17 protein-coding genes are annotated in these 14,889 nt (G+C 68.7%); 6 read left to right on the top strand and 11 right to left on the bottom strand.

Going from position 1 to position 14,889, the window contains the following annotated elements:
- Positions 1-52: 52 nt before the first annotated feature.
- From AC069H_RS35455 to AC069H_RS35410, 10 genes are all read right to left on the bottom strand, one after another.
- Positions 53-1,222: an acyl-CoA dehydrogenase family protein gene (locus tag AC069H_RS35455; RefSeq protein WP_478235241.1), complete on the bottom strand. Its 1,170-nt coding sequence runs from the start codon at positions 1,220-1,222 to the stop codon at positions 53-55.
- Between the two features lies 1 nt (position 1,223).
- On the bottom strand, positions 1,224-2,153 hold the full coding sequence (locus AC069H_RS35450; RefSeq protein ID WP_478235240.1) for a 3-hydroxyacyl-CoA dehydrogenase NAD-binding domain-containing protein: 930 nt from the start codon (positions 2,151-2,153) through the stop codon (positions 1,224-1,226).
- The gene (locus tag AC069H_RS35445; RefSeq protein ID WP_478235239.1) at positions 2,150-2,896 is read right to left on the bottom strand and encodes an acetoacetate decarboxylase; all 747 of its coding nucleotides are present in this window, start codon (positions 2,894-2,896) and stop codon (positions 2,150-2,152) included. Before AC069H_RS35445 ends, AC069H_RS35450 begins: the two co-directional genes overlap by 4 nt.
- A gap of 1 nt (position 2,897) precedes the next feature.
- Positions 2,898-3,662: a crotonase/enoyl-CoA hydratase family protein gene (locus tag AC069H_RS35440; RefSeq protein ID WP_478235238.1), complete on the bottom strand. Its 765-nt coding sequence runs from the start codon at positions 3,660-3,662 to the stop codon at positions 2,898-2,900.
- Between the two features lie 10 nt (positions 3,663-3,672).
- Positions 3,673-4,830 carry a CaiB/BaiF CoA transferase family protein gene (locus tag AC069H_RS35435; RefSeq protein WP_478235237.1) on the bottom strand — a complete coding sequence of 386 codons (1,158 nt, stop codon included), beginning with the start codon at positions 4,828-4,830 and terminating at the stop codon, positions 3,673-3,675.
- A gap of 186 nt (positions 4,831-5,016) precedes the next feature.
- Positions 5,017-5,925 (bottom strand): LysR family transcriptional regulator, encoded by a 909-nt coding sequence (locus tag AC069H_RS35430; RefSeq protein ID WP_478235236.1) that lies wholly within the window; start codon positions 5,923-5,925, stop codon positions 5,017-5,019.
- Positions 5,926-5,929: 4 nt separating this feature from the next.
- Positions 5,930-7,279 (bottom strand): HAMP domain-containing sensor histidine kinase, encoded by a 1,350-nt coding sequence (locus tag AC069H_RS35425; protein ID WP_478235235.1) that lies wholly within the window; start codon positions 7,277-7,279, stop codon positions 5,930-5,932.
- Positions 7,276-7,965, bottom strand: coding sequence for a response regulator (locus tag AC069H_RS35420; protein WP_478227356.1), 690 nt, complete (start codon positions 7,963-7,965; stop codon positions 7,276-7,278). The genes AC069H_RS35425 and AC069H_RS35420 overlap by 4 nt, the downstream gene beginning before the upstream one ends.
- 12 nt (positions 7,966-7,977) lie before the next feature.
- Positions 7,978-8,142, bottom strand: a complete 165-nt coding sequence (locus tag AC069H_RS35415) for a hypothetical protein (RefSeq protein ID WP_340684001.1) — start codon at positions 8,140-8,142, stop codon at positions 7,978-7,980.
- Complete coding sequence (locus AC069H_RS35410; RefSeq protein ID WP_478227355.1) at positions 8,139-8,507, bottom strand: hypothetical protein; 369 nt, start codon at positions 8,505-8,507, stop codon at positions 8,139-8,141. The genes AC069H_RS35415 and AC069H_RS35410 overlap by 4 nt, the downstream gene beginning before the upstream one ends.
- A 73-nt stretch (positions 8,508-8,580) precedes the next feature.
- On the opposite strand from AC069H_RS35410, the gene AC069H_RS35405 reads away from it, so the two are divergent.
- The 4 genes from AC069H_RS35405 to AC069H_RS35390 are packed head-to-tail and all read left to right on the top strand — an operon-like array spanning position 8,581 to position 11,873.
- Complete coding sequence (locus AC069H_RS35405; protein WP_478235234.1) at positions 8,581-10,374, top strand: CocE/NonD family hydrolase; 1,794 nt, start codon at positions 8,581-8,583, stop codon at positions 10,372-10,374.
- A gap of 30 nt (positions 10,375-10,404) precedes the next feature.
- Positions 10,405-10,842 carry an SRPBCC family protein gene (locus tag AC069H_RS35400; protein ID WP_478227353.1) on the top strand — a complete coding sequence of 146 codons (438 nt, stop codon included), beginning with the start codon at positions 10,405-10,407 and terminating at the stop codon, positions 10,840-10,842.
- 51 nt (positions 10,843-10,893) lie between these two features.
- Positions 10,894-11,475 (top strand): TetR/AcrR family transcriptional regulator, encoded by a 582-nt coding sequence (locus AC069H_RS35395; protein ID WP_340688768.1) that lies wholly within the window; start codon positions 10,894-10,896, stop codon positions 11,473-11,475.
- A 35-nt stretch (positions 11,476-11,510) separates the two neighbouring features.
- Complete coding sequence (locus AC069H_RS35390) at positions 11,511-11,873, top strand: winged helix-turn-helix transcriptional regulator (RefSeq protein ID WP_340683997.1); 363 nt, start codon at positions 11,511-11,513, stop codon at positions 11,871-11,873.
- On the opposite strand, the gene AC069H_RS35385 is transcribed toward AC069H_RS35390, so the two are convergent.
- Positions 11,858-12,454 (bottom strand): TetR/AcrR family transcriptional regulator, encoded by a 597-nt coding sequence (locus AC069H_RS35385; protein ID WP_478227352.1) that lies wholly within the window; start codon positions 12,452-12,454, stop codon positions 11,858-11,860. The two genes, AC069H_RS35390 and AC069H_RS35385, sit on opposite strands and share 16 nt — an antisense overlap.
- A 76-nt stretch (positions 12,455-12,530) precedes the next feature.
- On the opposite strand from AC069H_RS35385, the gene AC069H_RS35380 reads away from it, so the two are divergent.
- Together AC069H_RS35380 and AC069H_RS35375 are read left to right on the top strand one after the other, a co-directional pair.
- Positions 12,531-13,073, top strand: a complete 543-nt coding sequence (locus AC069H_RS35380) for a PH domain-containing protein (protein ID WP_478227351.1) — start codon at positions 12,531-12,533, stop codon at positions 13,071-13,073.
- Complete coding sequence (locus AC069H_RS35375; RefSeq protein ID WP_478235233.1) at positions 13,070-14,575, top strand: PH domain-containing protein; 1,506 nt, start codon at positions 13,070-13,072, stop codon at positions 14,573-14,575. Before AC069H_RS35380 ends, AC069H_RS35375 begins: the two co-directional genes overlap by 4 nt.
- Positions 14,576-14,889 lie beyond the last annotated feature (314 nt).

The raw sequence follows: 14,889 nt of genomic DNA, 5'->3' as shown, positions 1-14,889 counted from the left end.
CTTCCCTACCCTCAAGGTAGTGAAGGAGGCCTTCACGGACTTGGCCCTCAGGTCATACGAAAGCGCTCTGGCCGGTGATCGCCTTTCCGACGATCAGCGTGTTCATCTCCCGCGTGCCTTCGAACGAGTAGATCGCCTCGGCGTCGGTGAAGAACCGCATGATGTCGTTATCCAGCACGATCCCGTTGCCGCCGAAGATCTCGCGGCCCCAGGCGACGACTTCCCGCATCCGCGAGGTCACAAAGGCCTTCGCGAGTGACGAGTGTTCGTCCTTGAAGATCCCGGCGTCCTGCAGCCTCGCCAGTTGCACCAGCATGCCCCACGACGCGGTGATGTTGCCGAGGCTCTTCACCAGCAGGTCCTGCACCAGTTGAAACCGCGCGATCGGACGGCCGAACTGCTGGCGTTCCTTGGCGTAGTCCAGCGCCAGTTCGTAGGCGCCGATCATCACGCCCAGCGCCTGCCAGGCCACGCCGCCGCGGGTCGCGCGCAGGATCTCGGCGACGTCGCGGAACGAGTCGATGCCCTGCAGCCGGTTGGCCTCCGGCACCCGGACGTCGGTCAGCGTGATCTCGGCGTTTTCGACGATCCGGAACGCGAACTTGTTCTCGATCTTGACCGGCACGAACCCGGGCGAGTCCTTCTCGACCACGAAACCCTTGACGTGGTTGTCCTCCTCGTCGCGGGCCCACACGATGACGAGGTCCGCGAAGGTCGCGTTGCCGATCCACTTCTTGGCGCCGTTGAGGATCCAGGTGTCGCCTTCGCGGCGCGCCGTCGTCCGCATGCCGCCCGCGACGTCGGAACCGCCGAGCGGCTCGGTCATCGCGAAGGCGCCGATCTTGTCCATCGCGGCCATCGACGGGAGCCAGCGGTCGCGCTGTTCCTGGTCGCCGCCCGAATAGATGCTGTACATCGCCAGTCCGTTGTGGACACCGAAGAAGGTCGCCACCGATGGGTCCGTGCGGGTCATCTCCATCGCCATCATGCCGTTGAGCAGGTGGCTGGTGGCCGGAAGGTGCTCGCCATAGCCCTCATAGGGCAGCCCGGCGACGCCGAGTTCACGGAACTTGCCGACGAGTTCGTGCGGGAACTCACCCTTTGCCCAGTACTCGTTCACGAACGGTTTGACCTCGGCGCGCATGAAGTCACGCGTCTTGAGCAGCAGCTTGCGCTCCTCCTCGGGCAGCAGGTCCTCGTAGGCGTAGAAGTCGGCGGTCATGTCAGTTCTCCTCCTTGTCGGCACTGTCCAAAGCGGACAGCACCGCGAGCTGCTTGCGGTCGCGCGCCTCGGCGAGTTCCGAGTACGTGGAGGAGCCGTAAGCGGATTCCACGGCTTCGATGAGCCGTTCCTGTTCTTCGGGGGTCTGCGAGGGCGTGCCGAGGCCCGCCCACATCTTCTTCATCGACTTGCCGATGTGCTCGGCCATGTGCCGGTACCCGCCGGGGCCGCCGCCCAGATGCGAGCCGAGGAACGGCCCGACCGTGGACCAGCGGATGCCGAGCGAGTTCGTCATCACCGCGTCCAGTTCGGACGGTGACACGACGTCCTGTTCCACCAGGTAGATCGCTTCGCGGCTCAGCGCGTTCTGCAGCCGGTTGCCGACGAAGCCGGGGATCTCCTTGCGTTCCACCACCGGCGTACGGCCGACGAACCGGTAGAACCCCACGGCCCGCCCGACCGACTCCGCGCTCGTGCGCTCGCCGGGGACGACCTCGACCAGCGGGATCAGGTGCGGCGGGTTGAACGGGTGTCCGATCAGCACGCGTGACGCGTCGTCCAGTGCCGAGGCGAACGCCGTCGAGGGGATCGCGGACGACGAGCTGAGCAACAGCGCGTGCGACGGCGCTTCGCGGACCAGCGTCGCGAACAGGTCCTTCTTGAACTCGACGTTCTCGGGCCCGTTCTCCTGCACGACATCCGCGCTCCAGACCGCTTCGGAGACGTCCGCTGCGAGGTGGACGCGAGGGGCGAGGTCAGCGACGGTCCGGCCGAGATGCGGGGCGAACGCCTCCAGCGCGCCGGCGACGGCGTCGGCGAGATCCGGTCGCGGGTCCGAGACCCGGACCTCCATGCCGTGCGCGGCGAACAACGCCGTCCACGAAAGACCGATGGTGCCCGCGCCGATCACCGCGGCGTTCCGAAAAGTCATGACCGTGCTCCCTTCAAGTAGTCGAAGACCGGCTTGACCGGGGCGAGTGTCAGGTCGGTGAGGATGTGGCTCGCCGAAACGACCTCGAGCACCGGGAGATCGGCGAGCGGGGCCAGCACGTGCTGGAACAGCTGCAGCCGCGCCGGCCCGGTCCACGCTTCCTTGACCACCACGTCGGTGATCTCGGTGCGGACCAGCTCGAAGACCCGGGGCGATCCGTCGTAGTCCGGGATGGTCTTGAGCATGAACGTCGGCACGGTGATCTGCGTTTCGGCCTCGCGGACGTCCAGCCGGTGGTGCTTGTAACCCATGGTCGCGGTCGCGACGCGCTGGCTGCCGTAGTCGAGCGTCCCGACTAGCGCGCCGTTCTCGGCGAACAGCCTCGGCGAGCCGATGGTCTTCGGGTAGGCGCTGATCTCGCGGCCGGACGCGGTGGCCGGGAAGTTGTCGAGGTACATCGCGTGCAGGTACTCGCCACGCTCGCCCTCGAAGCTCACCGGGATCGCCTGCCCGGACTCGGTGTAGGGCCCGTAACCGCTGACGTCGCCCATCTTCATCACCTCGAACCGCACCAGCGGCTCGTCGATCTCCAGTGGCTCCGGCACGATGGCGCGCAGGGCGTCGGCGTCGGTGCGGTAGACGATGTTCAGGTACTCACGGTTCGTGAACCGGGGGACCACCGGCGCGTACGCCGGATTCGTGAGCGGCGTGGTCACGTGCCGGAGGACTTCTTGCTGTTTCATCTCACTCACCTGTCCACTGTGGAGCGCGGCGCTCGGCGAAGGCCTGCATGCCCTCGCGGACGTCGGCCGAGTTCATCAGCGCCGGGAGGTCCGCACGCTGGGTGGCAAACGCTTGCGCGTCGGGAACTCCGTCGGCGGCGCGGACGATCTTCTTGACCAGGGCCAGCGCCAGGGGAGCGTTGGCGGCGATCTGTTCCGCGAGTTGCAGAGCGACGGCGGCGGCCTCGCCGCTCGGGACGACCCGGTTCACCAGACCGAGGCTTCCGGCGCGTGCGGCGCCGATCGGCTCGCCGGTGAGCAGGAACTCCATCGCGAGGTGGTGCGGGATCCGCTTCGGCAGCCGGATCACGCCGCCACCGGCGGCGATCAGCCCGCGTTTCACCTCGGGCAGCCCGAACTTCGCGTCTTCGGCGGCGACGATCAGGTCGCAGCCCAGCGCCAGTTCGAAGCCGCCGCCCATGGCCCACCCTTCGACGGCCGCGATCAGGGGCTTCGACAGTTCGGCCTCGGTCAGCCCGCCGAACCCGCGGCCGGGGATCTCAGGCGATTCACCTTTCAGCGCCGCCTTGAGGTCCATCCCGGCGCTGAACGAACCGTCCGCGCCGGTCAGGACTCCGGCCCGCAGCGCGGGTTCGGACTCCAGCAGGTCGAGTGCCTCGGCCAGACCGGCGGCGACGGCGGCGTTCACCGCGTTGCGGGCCGAGGGCCGGTCGATCGTGATCAGCAGCGTGCCGCCGACCCGTTCCGTACGTACTTCGGTGCTCATGGTTTCTTCCTCAGCGAGTGGTGGCGAGTTCGCGCAGGACTTCTTCGGTGTCCTGCCCCGGCAGGGGAGCCAGCCGCCGGACGGAGCCGGGGGTCGCGGAGAACTTCACCGGGATGCCGATGGTGCGGATCGAGCCCTCGCTCGGGTGCTCGACGACGTCGAGCAGGTGGCCGTCGCGGACGTATTCGTCGTCCTGCGCCTTGTCGAGTTCGAGGACGGGGGCCATCGGGATGCTGTGCTTCGCGCAGACCTCGGTCCACTCCTCGGTGGTCAGCGCCGGGGCGCATTCGGCGATCATCGCGGCCAGCGCCTCGTGGTCGGCGCCGTCGATCGCGTCGTCGTTGACCCGTGGGTCCTCGGCCAGTTCCGGCCGTCCGGCGGCGTGGAAGAAGTCACGGAAGTTCCGCGGGTTGTACGGGATCACGCAGGCCATGCCGTCCTTGGTGTGCACCGCCTGGTGGCCCGGATTCAGCGACGGGCCGAAGCCGGTCGGGCCCTCCGCGGGCTCGAAGACGTGCCCGGCGAGGTGCTCGACCAGGTTGAACGCGATCAGCGTGTCGGTCATCGGGATCTCGACCCGCTGGCCCTCGCCGGTCCGGTCACGGTGCACCAGCGCGGCGAGCACGGTGTAGGCGATGGTCAGGGAGGAGACCTTGTCGCCGATGATCGTCGGCAGGTAGACCGGCTTGCCCAGTGCGCGGTTCGCGACGTCGACCAGCCCGGACGACGCCTGCACGGTCTCGTCGTAGGCGGCGTGCCCCGCGCGGTCGGAATCGCCGCGGAACCCTTGCGCGTGGGCGTAGATCAGGCCGTGATTGCGCGCGGCGAGGTCTGCGTAATTCATGCCGAGCCTGCTCAGCGCGCCGGGACGCATATTGGTGATCAGCACGTCTGCGGTGTCGATCAGGTTGAGCGCCTGCTCTCGCTCCTCTTCGTCCTTGAGGTTGAGGGCGACGCTGCGCTTGTTGCGGTTCACGTTCAGGTTGAGCGGCGTCATCCCCGGTGTCGTGCGGAACCTGCCCACCCGCACGGTGTCGGCGGGGGACTCGATCTTGATCACGTCGGCGCCGAGGTCGCCGAGGATCTGCGCGGCGTACGGCCCCATGACCACCGTCGAGAGGTCGATCACGCGAACGCCGTCCAGTGGGCCGGTGGCGGTCTGAGTCATTTTGCTTCCCTTCGCCGTTGTTCGCTCTACAACCGAAGTTAGGCGCGAATAGCGGGAAAGGGAATGATCAAGAAACGAAGAATGGTATGACCGCGGTGGTCATACCATTCTTCGTGACTCGTGAGTGGTAAGGACGGTTAGAACCGTCCTTACCACTCACGGGCCCCGAGCTGGACCTTTGCCGCCTCAGGTCGAAAGCGGTTCGGCGAAGATCTCGCGGACCGCTTCGACCAGTCCGGCGAGGTCGCCCTCCTCGGCGCGGTCGCGCCGCCAGACCAGTGCGGTCTCCAGCTGGGGCCGGAAATCCGAGAAGGGGAGGATGGTGGCGCCGTCGACAAGGAACAGATGCATCGGGCTGGCCGGATCCAGCATCGTGATCGAGAACGACGAACCGTTCGCGACCAGCTCGGAAATGCCCGAATATTCGGTTCCGCCGACTCTGAGCCTTTTCCTGATGCCCGCCTTCGACAGGGTGTGGTCCATATCGTCCGAATAGGCCGGAATGCTTTCCGATGCGGACGGGATATAGGACAGATCGCTCAATTCGGCGATGGTGACGGTCTCCCGTCCGGCGAACCGGTCCGCCGGGACGACGGCGCCGAGCCGCTCCACCTGCACCGGGACGATCTCCAGCGCGGGATCGACGACCGGCATCCGGACCAGCGACAACGCCAGTTTGCCCTCGTGCACCGCGGCGACCAGATCGGGTGTCGTGCCCGGCCAGCGCTTGAGTTCGAAGCGGTCGCGGCAGCGTTCTTCGAGGCGTTTGACCCGTTCCCGCAGAGCCGGGTGCACGCCGGCGGGGATGCCGATGAACACGGTGCTGCGCTGGGGTTTCACCGCTTCCTTCAACCGCCAAGGGATCGCGTTGACCTGTTCGAGGACGTCCCGCGCGATCGGCAGCAGCGCGGAGCCCGCCGCGGTGAGCGTGACGTGATGCGTGCTGCGGTCGAACAGCCGGTGACCCAGTTCGTGTTCGAGATCCTTGATGCGCTGGCTCAGCGGGGAGGCGGCCATATGCAGTCTTCGGGCCGCCTGGGAGAAGTTCAGTTCCTCGGCGACGGCCACGAAATACCGCAGGTGCAACATCTCCACGTGCTCACCCTAACCGCAGAGCCACGGTGAACGCGGCGCCGCCTTCGGGCGCCGGGCCCGCCGTCAGCGTCCCGCCCATGCGGGTGATCAGCCCGTGCGCCAGCGCGAGCCCGATACCCGAACCGACCGGGCGGCGGTCGCGGTAGCGCTGGTTCAGCACCCCGCGCTCGAACGCGACCGGGTAGTCCTCCGGCGCCAGACCGGGCCCGCCGTCCCGCACCGCCAGCCGGGCCTGCCCGCCGGCCGCCACCAGGGAGAACATGATCGGCGCGCCCGCCGGGGTCACGCGCAGGGCGTTCTCGGCCAGCCCGTCGACGACCTGGCGGAGCCGCCGCGGATCGGCGACGACCGGGACCTCGCCGGGCGGCCGCTCGACCAGCAGCGTGACGTCCTGCCGCGCGCACCGCAGCCGCCAGACGTCCGCGCATTCGTCGAGCAGCGCCGCGAGATCGAGGCGCGCCGGGTCGAGGCGGAACTCGTCCGCGCCGAGCCGTGCCAGTTCCAGCAGGTCGCTGACCAGTCGTTCCAGCCGTTCCGCCTCGCGATGGATGGTCCTCCCGGCGCGCCGCGCGTCCTCGCCTTCGGCCACGCCGTCACCGATCGCCTCCGCGAACCCGGTGACGGCGGTCAGCGGTGTCCGCAGTTCGTGCGACACCGAAAGCAGGAACTCGCGCTGCCGAGCCTCGCTGTACTGCAGGGCGTCGGCCAGTTCGTTGACCGATTTCGCCACGTCCGCGACCTCGGACGGCCCTTCCACCGGAACACGCAGGTCACGGCGCCCGGCCCGCATCCCGTTCGCCACCGACGCGGCCCGGCGCAGCGGCCGCGACAGCATCCGGCTCAGCAGCAGCCCGGCGATCGCGGCGACCGCCAGCCCGGCGCCGAGTGCGAGCACGGTGTTGCGCACCAACGTCCTGCCGCGCGCTTCACCGATCTCCGTCGACTGGACCAGGGCGAACGCGGCACCTCTCGCGCCAACCGCGCGGACTTCGACGAGGTACTGCCTGCCTTCGACCACCACTGTGCCCGAGCGGGTGAACCCCGTTTTGGTGGCGGCGATGGCCGCGACCGTCCCGTCGCCGTCGATCGTCCCGTTCGGACGGCGGACGACGACGTCGATCCCTTGTCCCCGAACGACTTCCGCGGCCCTCCCGACGCGGAGCCGGTTGCCGATCCCGGTCTCGTCGAGCTGGCTCGCGACCACGTCGGCCTGTGCCGAAAGCGACTGCCGGAGCACGTCGCTGCCCGTAGTGCGGATGAGCCGGGCCGCGACCAGCCCGGCGACCACCACCGCGACCGCGGCGACCGCGAGGCACATCACGGTGATCCGCAACGCGAGCGAGGTCCGGTTCATCCGGTGTCCGCCGCGTAACCGATCCCGCGGACCGTCCTGATCGGACTGTGCTCGCCCAGTTTCCCGCGCAGCTGGGCGATGTGGACGTCGACGGTCCGCGTGCCCGCCGACGCCGCGTAGCCCCAGACGGAACTGAGCAACTGCTCGCGGCTGAACACCTGACCGGGCCGTCGCACCAGATGGGTGAGCAGATCGAACTCGGTCGACGTCAGCGTGATCTCGGTATCGGCGGCCCAGGCACGACGCTGGGTGACGTCGACGCGCACGCCGCCCGCCGTGTAGGTCTCGGCGCGCGAAGGCGCTCCGGCGGCGCGGCGCAGGACGGTCCGGACCCTTGCCGAGAGCTCACGCGGGCTGAACGGTTTCGTCAGGTAGTCGTCGGCGCCGATCTCCAGGCCCAGCAAGCGGTCCAGCTCGTCGTCGCGCGCGGTCACGAACAGCACCGGCGTCCAGTCGCCGTCCGCGCGCAGCGTCCGGCAGATCTCGATACCGTCCATTCCGGACAGTCCGATGTCGAGCACGATCGCGACCGGGCGCAGCCGCCGGATCGTGGCCAGTGCCGCGCCGCCGTCCGCCTCCACGTGCACGCCGAACCCGTCCCGCCGCAAGTACAGCGAAGCGAGTTCGGCGATCGCGGGGTCGTCCTCGACGACCAGCACCAGCCCGCGTCCCGGTTGTGTCGTCACCGGCCGATCCTGTCACGGGGCGGGGTCGCCTGCCATGTCCTGCTCGATCGAGTCGAGCGTGTGCTGGACGTCGCTCAGCTCACCCGGCGCCGGGCTCGAAGCGGGTTCGTCGTCGGTGCACGCGACCGCGCCGAAGAGCGCGAGCGCGGTCAAACCGGCCGCCAGGAGACGTTTCACTTGCCCGCCTTGCAGTGCGCGCCCGCGAACGCGTCGAGCTTCTGCTTCGCCGCGGTGAGCTCGGGCAGCCTGCCGTTGCGCTTGTCGGCGCGCTTCTGAAGCTTGTCGGCGGCGTCGTTGTGCCCCTTCTTACGCTGGCCCTCGGCCCTGGCCTTGAGATTCGCCACCGAACCGCGGATCTCGGGGCCACCGTTGATGCGTTCGGTGAGTTTGGTGGTGCGCTGGGTGAGCTTCGGCAGCCATTCGGCGCACAACTGCTGGGACTCTTCGGGGCTCAGGGTGATCGGTGCCTGGGCCGAGGCCGCGGGAGCGAGAGCGACGAGGCCGGCCGCGGTCAGGCAGACGGCGATGGTGTGTTTCAGCATGCGAAGAGCGTCGCGCGGCCGGATACGAGGAATGTGGGGGAAATGTTCGGGTTTCGTAAGCGATACTCGGACGATGGGGCTCAAGACCTTGACCGCCACCGTCGTGGCGACACTGCTGCTCACCGCCGCACCCGCCGTCGCGTCACCCGCGTTCGTCCTGCGTGACGGCGTCAGCGAGCCGGTGTTCTCCTACGAGAAGGCCATCCGGGAGACCGCCTGGGTCGAGACCGGCCAGGACCTCGACCGCGACGGGCGGACCGACCGGGTCGCCGCCGACATCATCCGCCCGGCGGAACCGGCCGCGCGCGGTCAGCGCGTTCCGGTGATCATGGACGTGAGCCCGTACTACGAGAAGGTCGGGCGCGGCAACGAGCGTCAGCCGAAGACGTACCTCCCCGACGGCACGCCGTCGCAGTTCCCGCTCTTCTACGACAACTACTTCGTCCCGCGCGGATACGCGGTCGTGCTGGTCGACGTCGGGGGCACCAATCGCTCGTCCGGGTGCTTCGACGACGTCGCGTCCGGCAACGGCGTCGTGAACTGGCTCAACGGGCGCGCTCAGGCTTTCCGCACGCCGTCCGGCCTCGAGCGTGTGCGGGCGGAGTGGGCGAACGGGGCGGTCGGCGCGATCGGGAAGTCGCAGGACGGGGCGACCGCGATCGGGATGGCCGCGTCCGGGATCGAAGGCCTGAAGACCATCGTGCCGATCGCCGGGGTCAGCTCGTACTACGAGGTCCACAACTCGCACGGCGCCTATTTCGGCTGGGCGGGCGGCCCCGGTTTCTACAACGAGCGTGCCGGGAAGCTGTGCCGTCCGTTCGAAGAGGACAACGCGCGCCGCGCGGGGACGGACGGGAACTTCAACGACTACTGGCGCGAGCTCGACTACGTGGCGAAGACCGGCAAGGTGCGTGCGAGCGTTTTCGCGTCGATGGGCTTCCACGACCTCAACGTGAACCCCATCCAGTTCGGACCCTGGTGGGAGGCGCTGAACGCGCACGGCGTGCCGCGCAAGGCGTGGCTGCACCAGGCGGCGCACGTCGACCCGTTCGACCTCGACCGGTCGCGGTTCGTGCGGACGCTGCACCGCTGGTTCGACCGCTGGCTGCTCGGCGTCCGCAACGGTGTCGAGACCGAGCCCGCGATCCGGATCGAGCACACCCCGGACCGCTGGACCGACGAACGCCGCTGGCCCCCGGACTCGCGGTCACGCACCCTGTGGCCCACGGTGTCGGGTGGGCTGGGGAACCGGCCTTCGTCAGGTTCCGCCGCGGTGACCGACGATCCGGCGCGCGGAGCGTCGCAGTGGGTGGAGAACCCGTCGGAGGCGAGTCCGGATCGGGTCGTTTTCGCAGGTGAGCCAGTGCGGGCGGATACCCGCGTCGCCGGGACGGCCACCGTCACGGTCACCGCCCGCTCGGACAAACCCGCCGCACGGATCGGCGCGGTGCTGGTCGACTACGGCCCCGCGACCGCGCGGAACACGAAATTCCCCGCGCTCGGTACGAAGAACCTGACCACCCGCTCCTGCTGGGGCGCGGGCACCGCCGCGGACACCGGCTGCTTCCTCGACACCGTCGCGGATCTGACCACTGTGGACAAACGGATCGTGGCGACCGGCTGGGCGGACCTCGGCCACCACCGCTCACTGTGGCGGGGCGAACCGCTCGTTCCCGGCAAGGCGTACACGATGACCTTCCGGCTGAGCAGCCTCGACCACGTCGTCCCGGCGGGGCACCGGCTGGCCCTCGTCCTGGGCGGGACCGACGGGGACATGTTCGACCCGGCGCTGCCCGCGCTCGGTGCCCGGGTGACCTTCGAGCTGGGCGCGACTTCGCTCTCGGTGCCGGTCGCCGGGCGCATTTAGTCCTCTGAATGCGAGAGAGAAGGAGCACGGATGGCGAAGATCCAGCGCATTTCCGTCCACGGTCACACGAGCGCGAGCCCCGAAGCCGTCTACGCCCTCCTCGAAGACCGCGAGCGTTGGCCCGACTGGTCACCCATGGGCGCGTTCCGCCTGCTCCAGAAGGGGGACGAGAACGGCCTCGGTGCCGTCGGCGTCTTCAGCACCAACGGCGTCCACAGCTGCGAAGAGGTCATCGCGCTCGAACCCGGCAAGCGTTTCGGCTACGCCCTGAAGAAGGGGCTCCCGCTGCGCGACTACCGCGCCTACGTGGACCTCACTCCCGAGCGGAAGGGCACCGCGATCCACTGGCATTCCACGTTCACCGCCAAGATCCCGGGCACCGGCTGGTTCTATCGCCGGTTCCTCGGCCACTTCATCGGGCGTATGGTCGAGAGCCTCGTGGCGCGCGCCTCGCGTGGCGCACCATAAAGTAGGCGCATGGCAGCGCCACGACGCACCCAGGAGGAACGCAGCGCCGCGATGCGCGTCAGGCTGCTCGACGCCACGATCGACTGTCTCGTCGAATACGGCTACGCGGGCACCACGACCACCCGCGTCGCGGATCGCGCCGGGGTGACCCGCGGCGCGCAGGTGCACCATTTCCCGACCAAGACCGACCTCGTCACCTCCGCGATCCGGCATCTCGCGGCCAAACGCACCGAGGTCGCGATGGCGGAGATCGACCGGCTCAAGGCCTCGGCGGATCCGGTCGGGGACGCGTTGCAACTGCTGTGGGAGATGCACCAGGGGCCGGTCTTCTCGGCGACGGTTGAGCTGTGGGTGGCGTCGCGGACCGACGCGGAACTGCGCGCCCAGATGGCGGTGGTCGAGCCGATCGCGACGAGCAGCCTGGTCGAGTTCGGCAAGGCGCTGCTGCCGGACCATTCGGCGCATCCGGAGTTCCTGCACGCGGTGTACACGGCGATGGACGTCGTCCGCGGCATCCTCATCGCCAGCTGGGCGACCCGCGACCAGACCGAGCTGGAGGCGCGCTGGGAGCGTGGCCGCCGTCATCTCATCCTGCTGTTCGAGGCGCTGATGCGGCCCACTCCCTCTCACTAGGCGTGTTACTCTCCTCAGGAGAGTGAGGAGGTCACGTGCTCGGAAACCCGTACGACCCCGACTGCCCCACCCGCGCGCTGCTCGACCGCATCGGCGATCAGTGGACCGTGCTGATCGTCGGCGTGCTCGGCGACGGTCCGCTCCGGTTCACCGAGATCGGCAAACGCGTGCGCGGCATCTCGCAGAAGGTCCTCACCCAGACGCTGCGCAGCCTCGTCCGCGACGGCATCCTGACGCGCACCGCGTACCCGGAGATCCCTCCGCACGTCGAGTACGAGCTGACCGCGCTCGGCCGCAACCTCGCCGAACCGCTCGAGATGCTCGACCAGTGGGCTCGTGTCCACATGGGCGAAGTGCTCGACGCGCGCAAGAACCACGACGGTCAGCTCTCGGCCTGACCGAACAGCCGGTCGAGGTAGTAGTCCACAGTGGACAGCGCCTCCTCGGGCGTGCGGTGGTTCATCACGATGTTGGTGCCCTGCGAATCGGCGAGTGCCCAGAGGATCGCGGATTCGTGCATCGGGTCGGCCGACTTGTCGACATCGCCCGCCTCCTGGCCCTGGCGGATCAGGACGGCGAACAGTTCGAACAGCTGCGGGACGCCGTCGGTGAACGCGGCCGCGAACGACGGATCGGAGATCGCGCGGATGAAGAACGCGACGCCCATCAGCCAGTCGCCGCGCCCGCGCTCGTCGAGCGGCAGGATCTCGGTCATGATCGCGCGGATGATGGCCTTCGGTGCCGACGGCAGTTCGCCGGCTTCCAGCTGGGCCTTGATGCGCTCTTCGTAGACCTGTGAGCGGCGTTCGACGGCGAACAGCAGCATCTCGTCCTTGGTCTTGAAGTAATGCTGCACCAAACCCATCGACATGCCCGCTTCGGCGGCGACGTGCCGGAGGCTGACTCCTTCGAGGCCTCGCGTGGCCGTCAGCCGCGTCAGCGCCTCGGCGATCTCCGCTCGTCGCGTGGCGTGATCCACCTGCTTCGGCACCTTCACCGCCCGTTCCGCTGTTTGCCATGCGATCGCATTGCCACTACTGTCCGACGCTATTACGATGCGATCGCATTGTAAACGCTCGTCGGGGGTGATTTCGGTGGAAGCCGAACGGGGGAAGGTGCGGTTGAGGCCGCCGCGGAACGCGCTGGATCAGCGGGTCGTGGGCTGGTGGAGGCTGCAGGGAACGCTTTTCTGGGGCGCGCCGGTGCTGGTACTGGTGGTGCTCGGGCTGCTCATCACGCCCGCGCGCTTCTGGCTGCTGACACCGGCGGCGGTATTCGCGGTGCTGGGCCTGGTCTGGGTGATCGCGATGCCGCTGTGGTGGTTCAAGGTGCATCGCTGGGAGGTCACGGAGACGGCGGTGTACGCCCGCTCCGGGTTCTTCTGGCAGGAGTGGCGCGTCGCGCCGATGTCGCGGATCCAGACCGTGGACACCCTGCGCGGTCCGCTGCAGCAGCTGTTCAAGCTCGCGACCGTCACGGTCACCACGGCGTCGGCGCGGGGCGCGGTCAAGATCCGCGGGCTCGACCACGAACTGGCCGCGAGCCTGGCGGAGCAGCTCACCGAAACGACGCAGGCGACGCCGGGGGACGCGACATGACCTCGGGCGAGTTCGAGGGCTGGAACACACTCGACAAACGGACGCTCGCCGTCACCGCGCTGATGATGACCGGCGCGGCCGTCGGTGCCGCGATCCCGACCGCGGCCGCGATCGTGAGCGGCGGGGGAAGTTTCTGGGTCGCGCTCGTCTGGGTCGTCGCCGGCGGGGTGGTCCTCATCGGCGGCGGCGTACTGGTGGAGCTCTTCTACTGGAAGGGCGTGCGCTACCGGGTCACGCCGGACCGGCTGGAGACGGCGTTCACCCTGGTCTTCAGGTCGCGGAAATCCCTGCAGCGGGAACGGATCCGCAACGTCGACCTGACGGCGAACCCGCTGCACCGGCTGTTCGGCGTCGCGGTGGTGACCATCGGCACCGGGTCGCACGAGTCGGGCGGGCAGGGCCGGATCAAGCTCAACCCCGTCTCACGCGCCGAGGCCGAACGGCTGCGCGCCGACCTGCTGCGCCGCGCGGAAATCGCGGAGGCCGACGAGAACGCGCCGCTCGCCGAGCTGGACCGGAGCTGGATCCGCTACGCACCGATGTCGTTCCTGACCCCGACCCTGGGGCTGGCCGCGGGCGGCGGCCTGATGCAGGTCTCCGAATGGGTGGGACTGCAGAAAGGCCTGATCGACTGGGTGATCGGCCTGTTCCGCGGCATCCCGCTGGTGGTGGCGATCCTGATCCTGCTGGCGATCGCGATGGTCGTCGGCCTGATCGGCGCGCTGGGCCTGTGGATCGAGATGTGGTGGAACTTCCGGCTCGACCGTGAACCCGGCGGCACCCTGCGGGTGCGCCGAGGCCTGTTCACCACGCGCTCGATCTCGATCGAGGAACGCCGGATGCGCGGCATCGACCTCGTCGAGCCGCTCGGGAACCGGATCTCCGGCGCGGCGCGCGTCGACGCGATCGCCACCGGCATGCGGCAAAGCGACGACAAGGACAAGACCGACTACCACACGCTTTTGCCCGCCGCGCCCGTCGTGACGGCCAACCGGGTCGCCGCGTCAGTCCTGCGCGAACCGGTCTCGCCGACCGAAGCCGTCCGGCTCACCGGACACCCCCGCGCCGCGCGGGGACGGCTGCTGCGCTGGTGGGTCGGTTCGGTGGTCGTCCTGCTGGCGATCTTCGCGCTCCTCGGCTTCCTGTTGACCGACGTCCTCCTGGTGATCGGCGCCGCGCTCGGCGTCGTGCTGCTGCCGGCGTCGGTGCTGCTGGCGCTGGACGCCTATCGCAACCTCGGGCACGGGATCACCGGGCGGTACCTCGTCGGACGGCACGGGACCGTGCGGCGGAGCACGTTCGCCCTGGAACGCGAAGGCGTGATCGGCTGGACGGTGAAACAATCGATCTTCCAGCGGCGCAAGGGATTGCTGACCGTCGTGGCGACCACGGCCGCCGGTGCCGGGGCGTACTCCGTGTACGACGCGGGAGAGGAGCAGGGCCTGCTTTTCGCGGAGGAGTCCGTGCCGGAGCTGTTGACGCCCTTCCTGGAACGGGCCTGACGCTTCAAGGTGGGCGACCGTGTTGCGAAAGCCACTTTCGCAACTTCGCCGGGAGCGGTTGGCCTGGCGTGTTCATGACTGTCCATAAGGGACATCGCGTTAGGACAAGGTGACCGATTGGGGTGCCTTGGGTGGGTTTTGCGTGGGGGTCGTGAGTGACGATTCGGGTTAGAACACGAATCGCCACTCACGACCCCCACGCGAAACCGCGCATATGGCACTAAGGGGTCCTAACAGAATGACCTTTGGGGTGTGGTTTGATGCCGTGTCTCGTTGATCTTCGGTGAGAGGTGGGCTGGGTGGGGCAGCGGCGT

The sequence above is a fragment of the Amycolatopsis sp. NPDC043887 genome, from assembly GCF_056435665.1.
The sequence above is the reverse complement of the archived record's forward strand: the minus strand, read 5'-3'. Positions and strand labels throughout refer to the sequence as shown.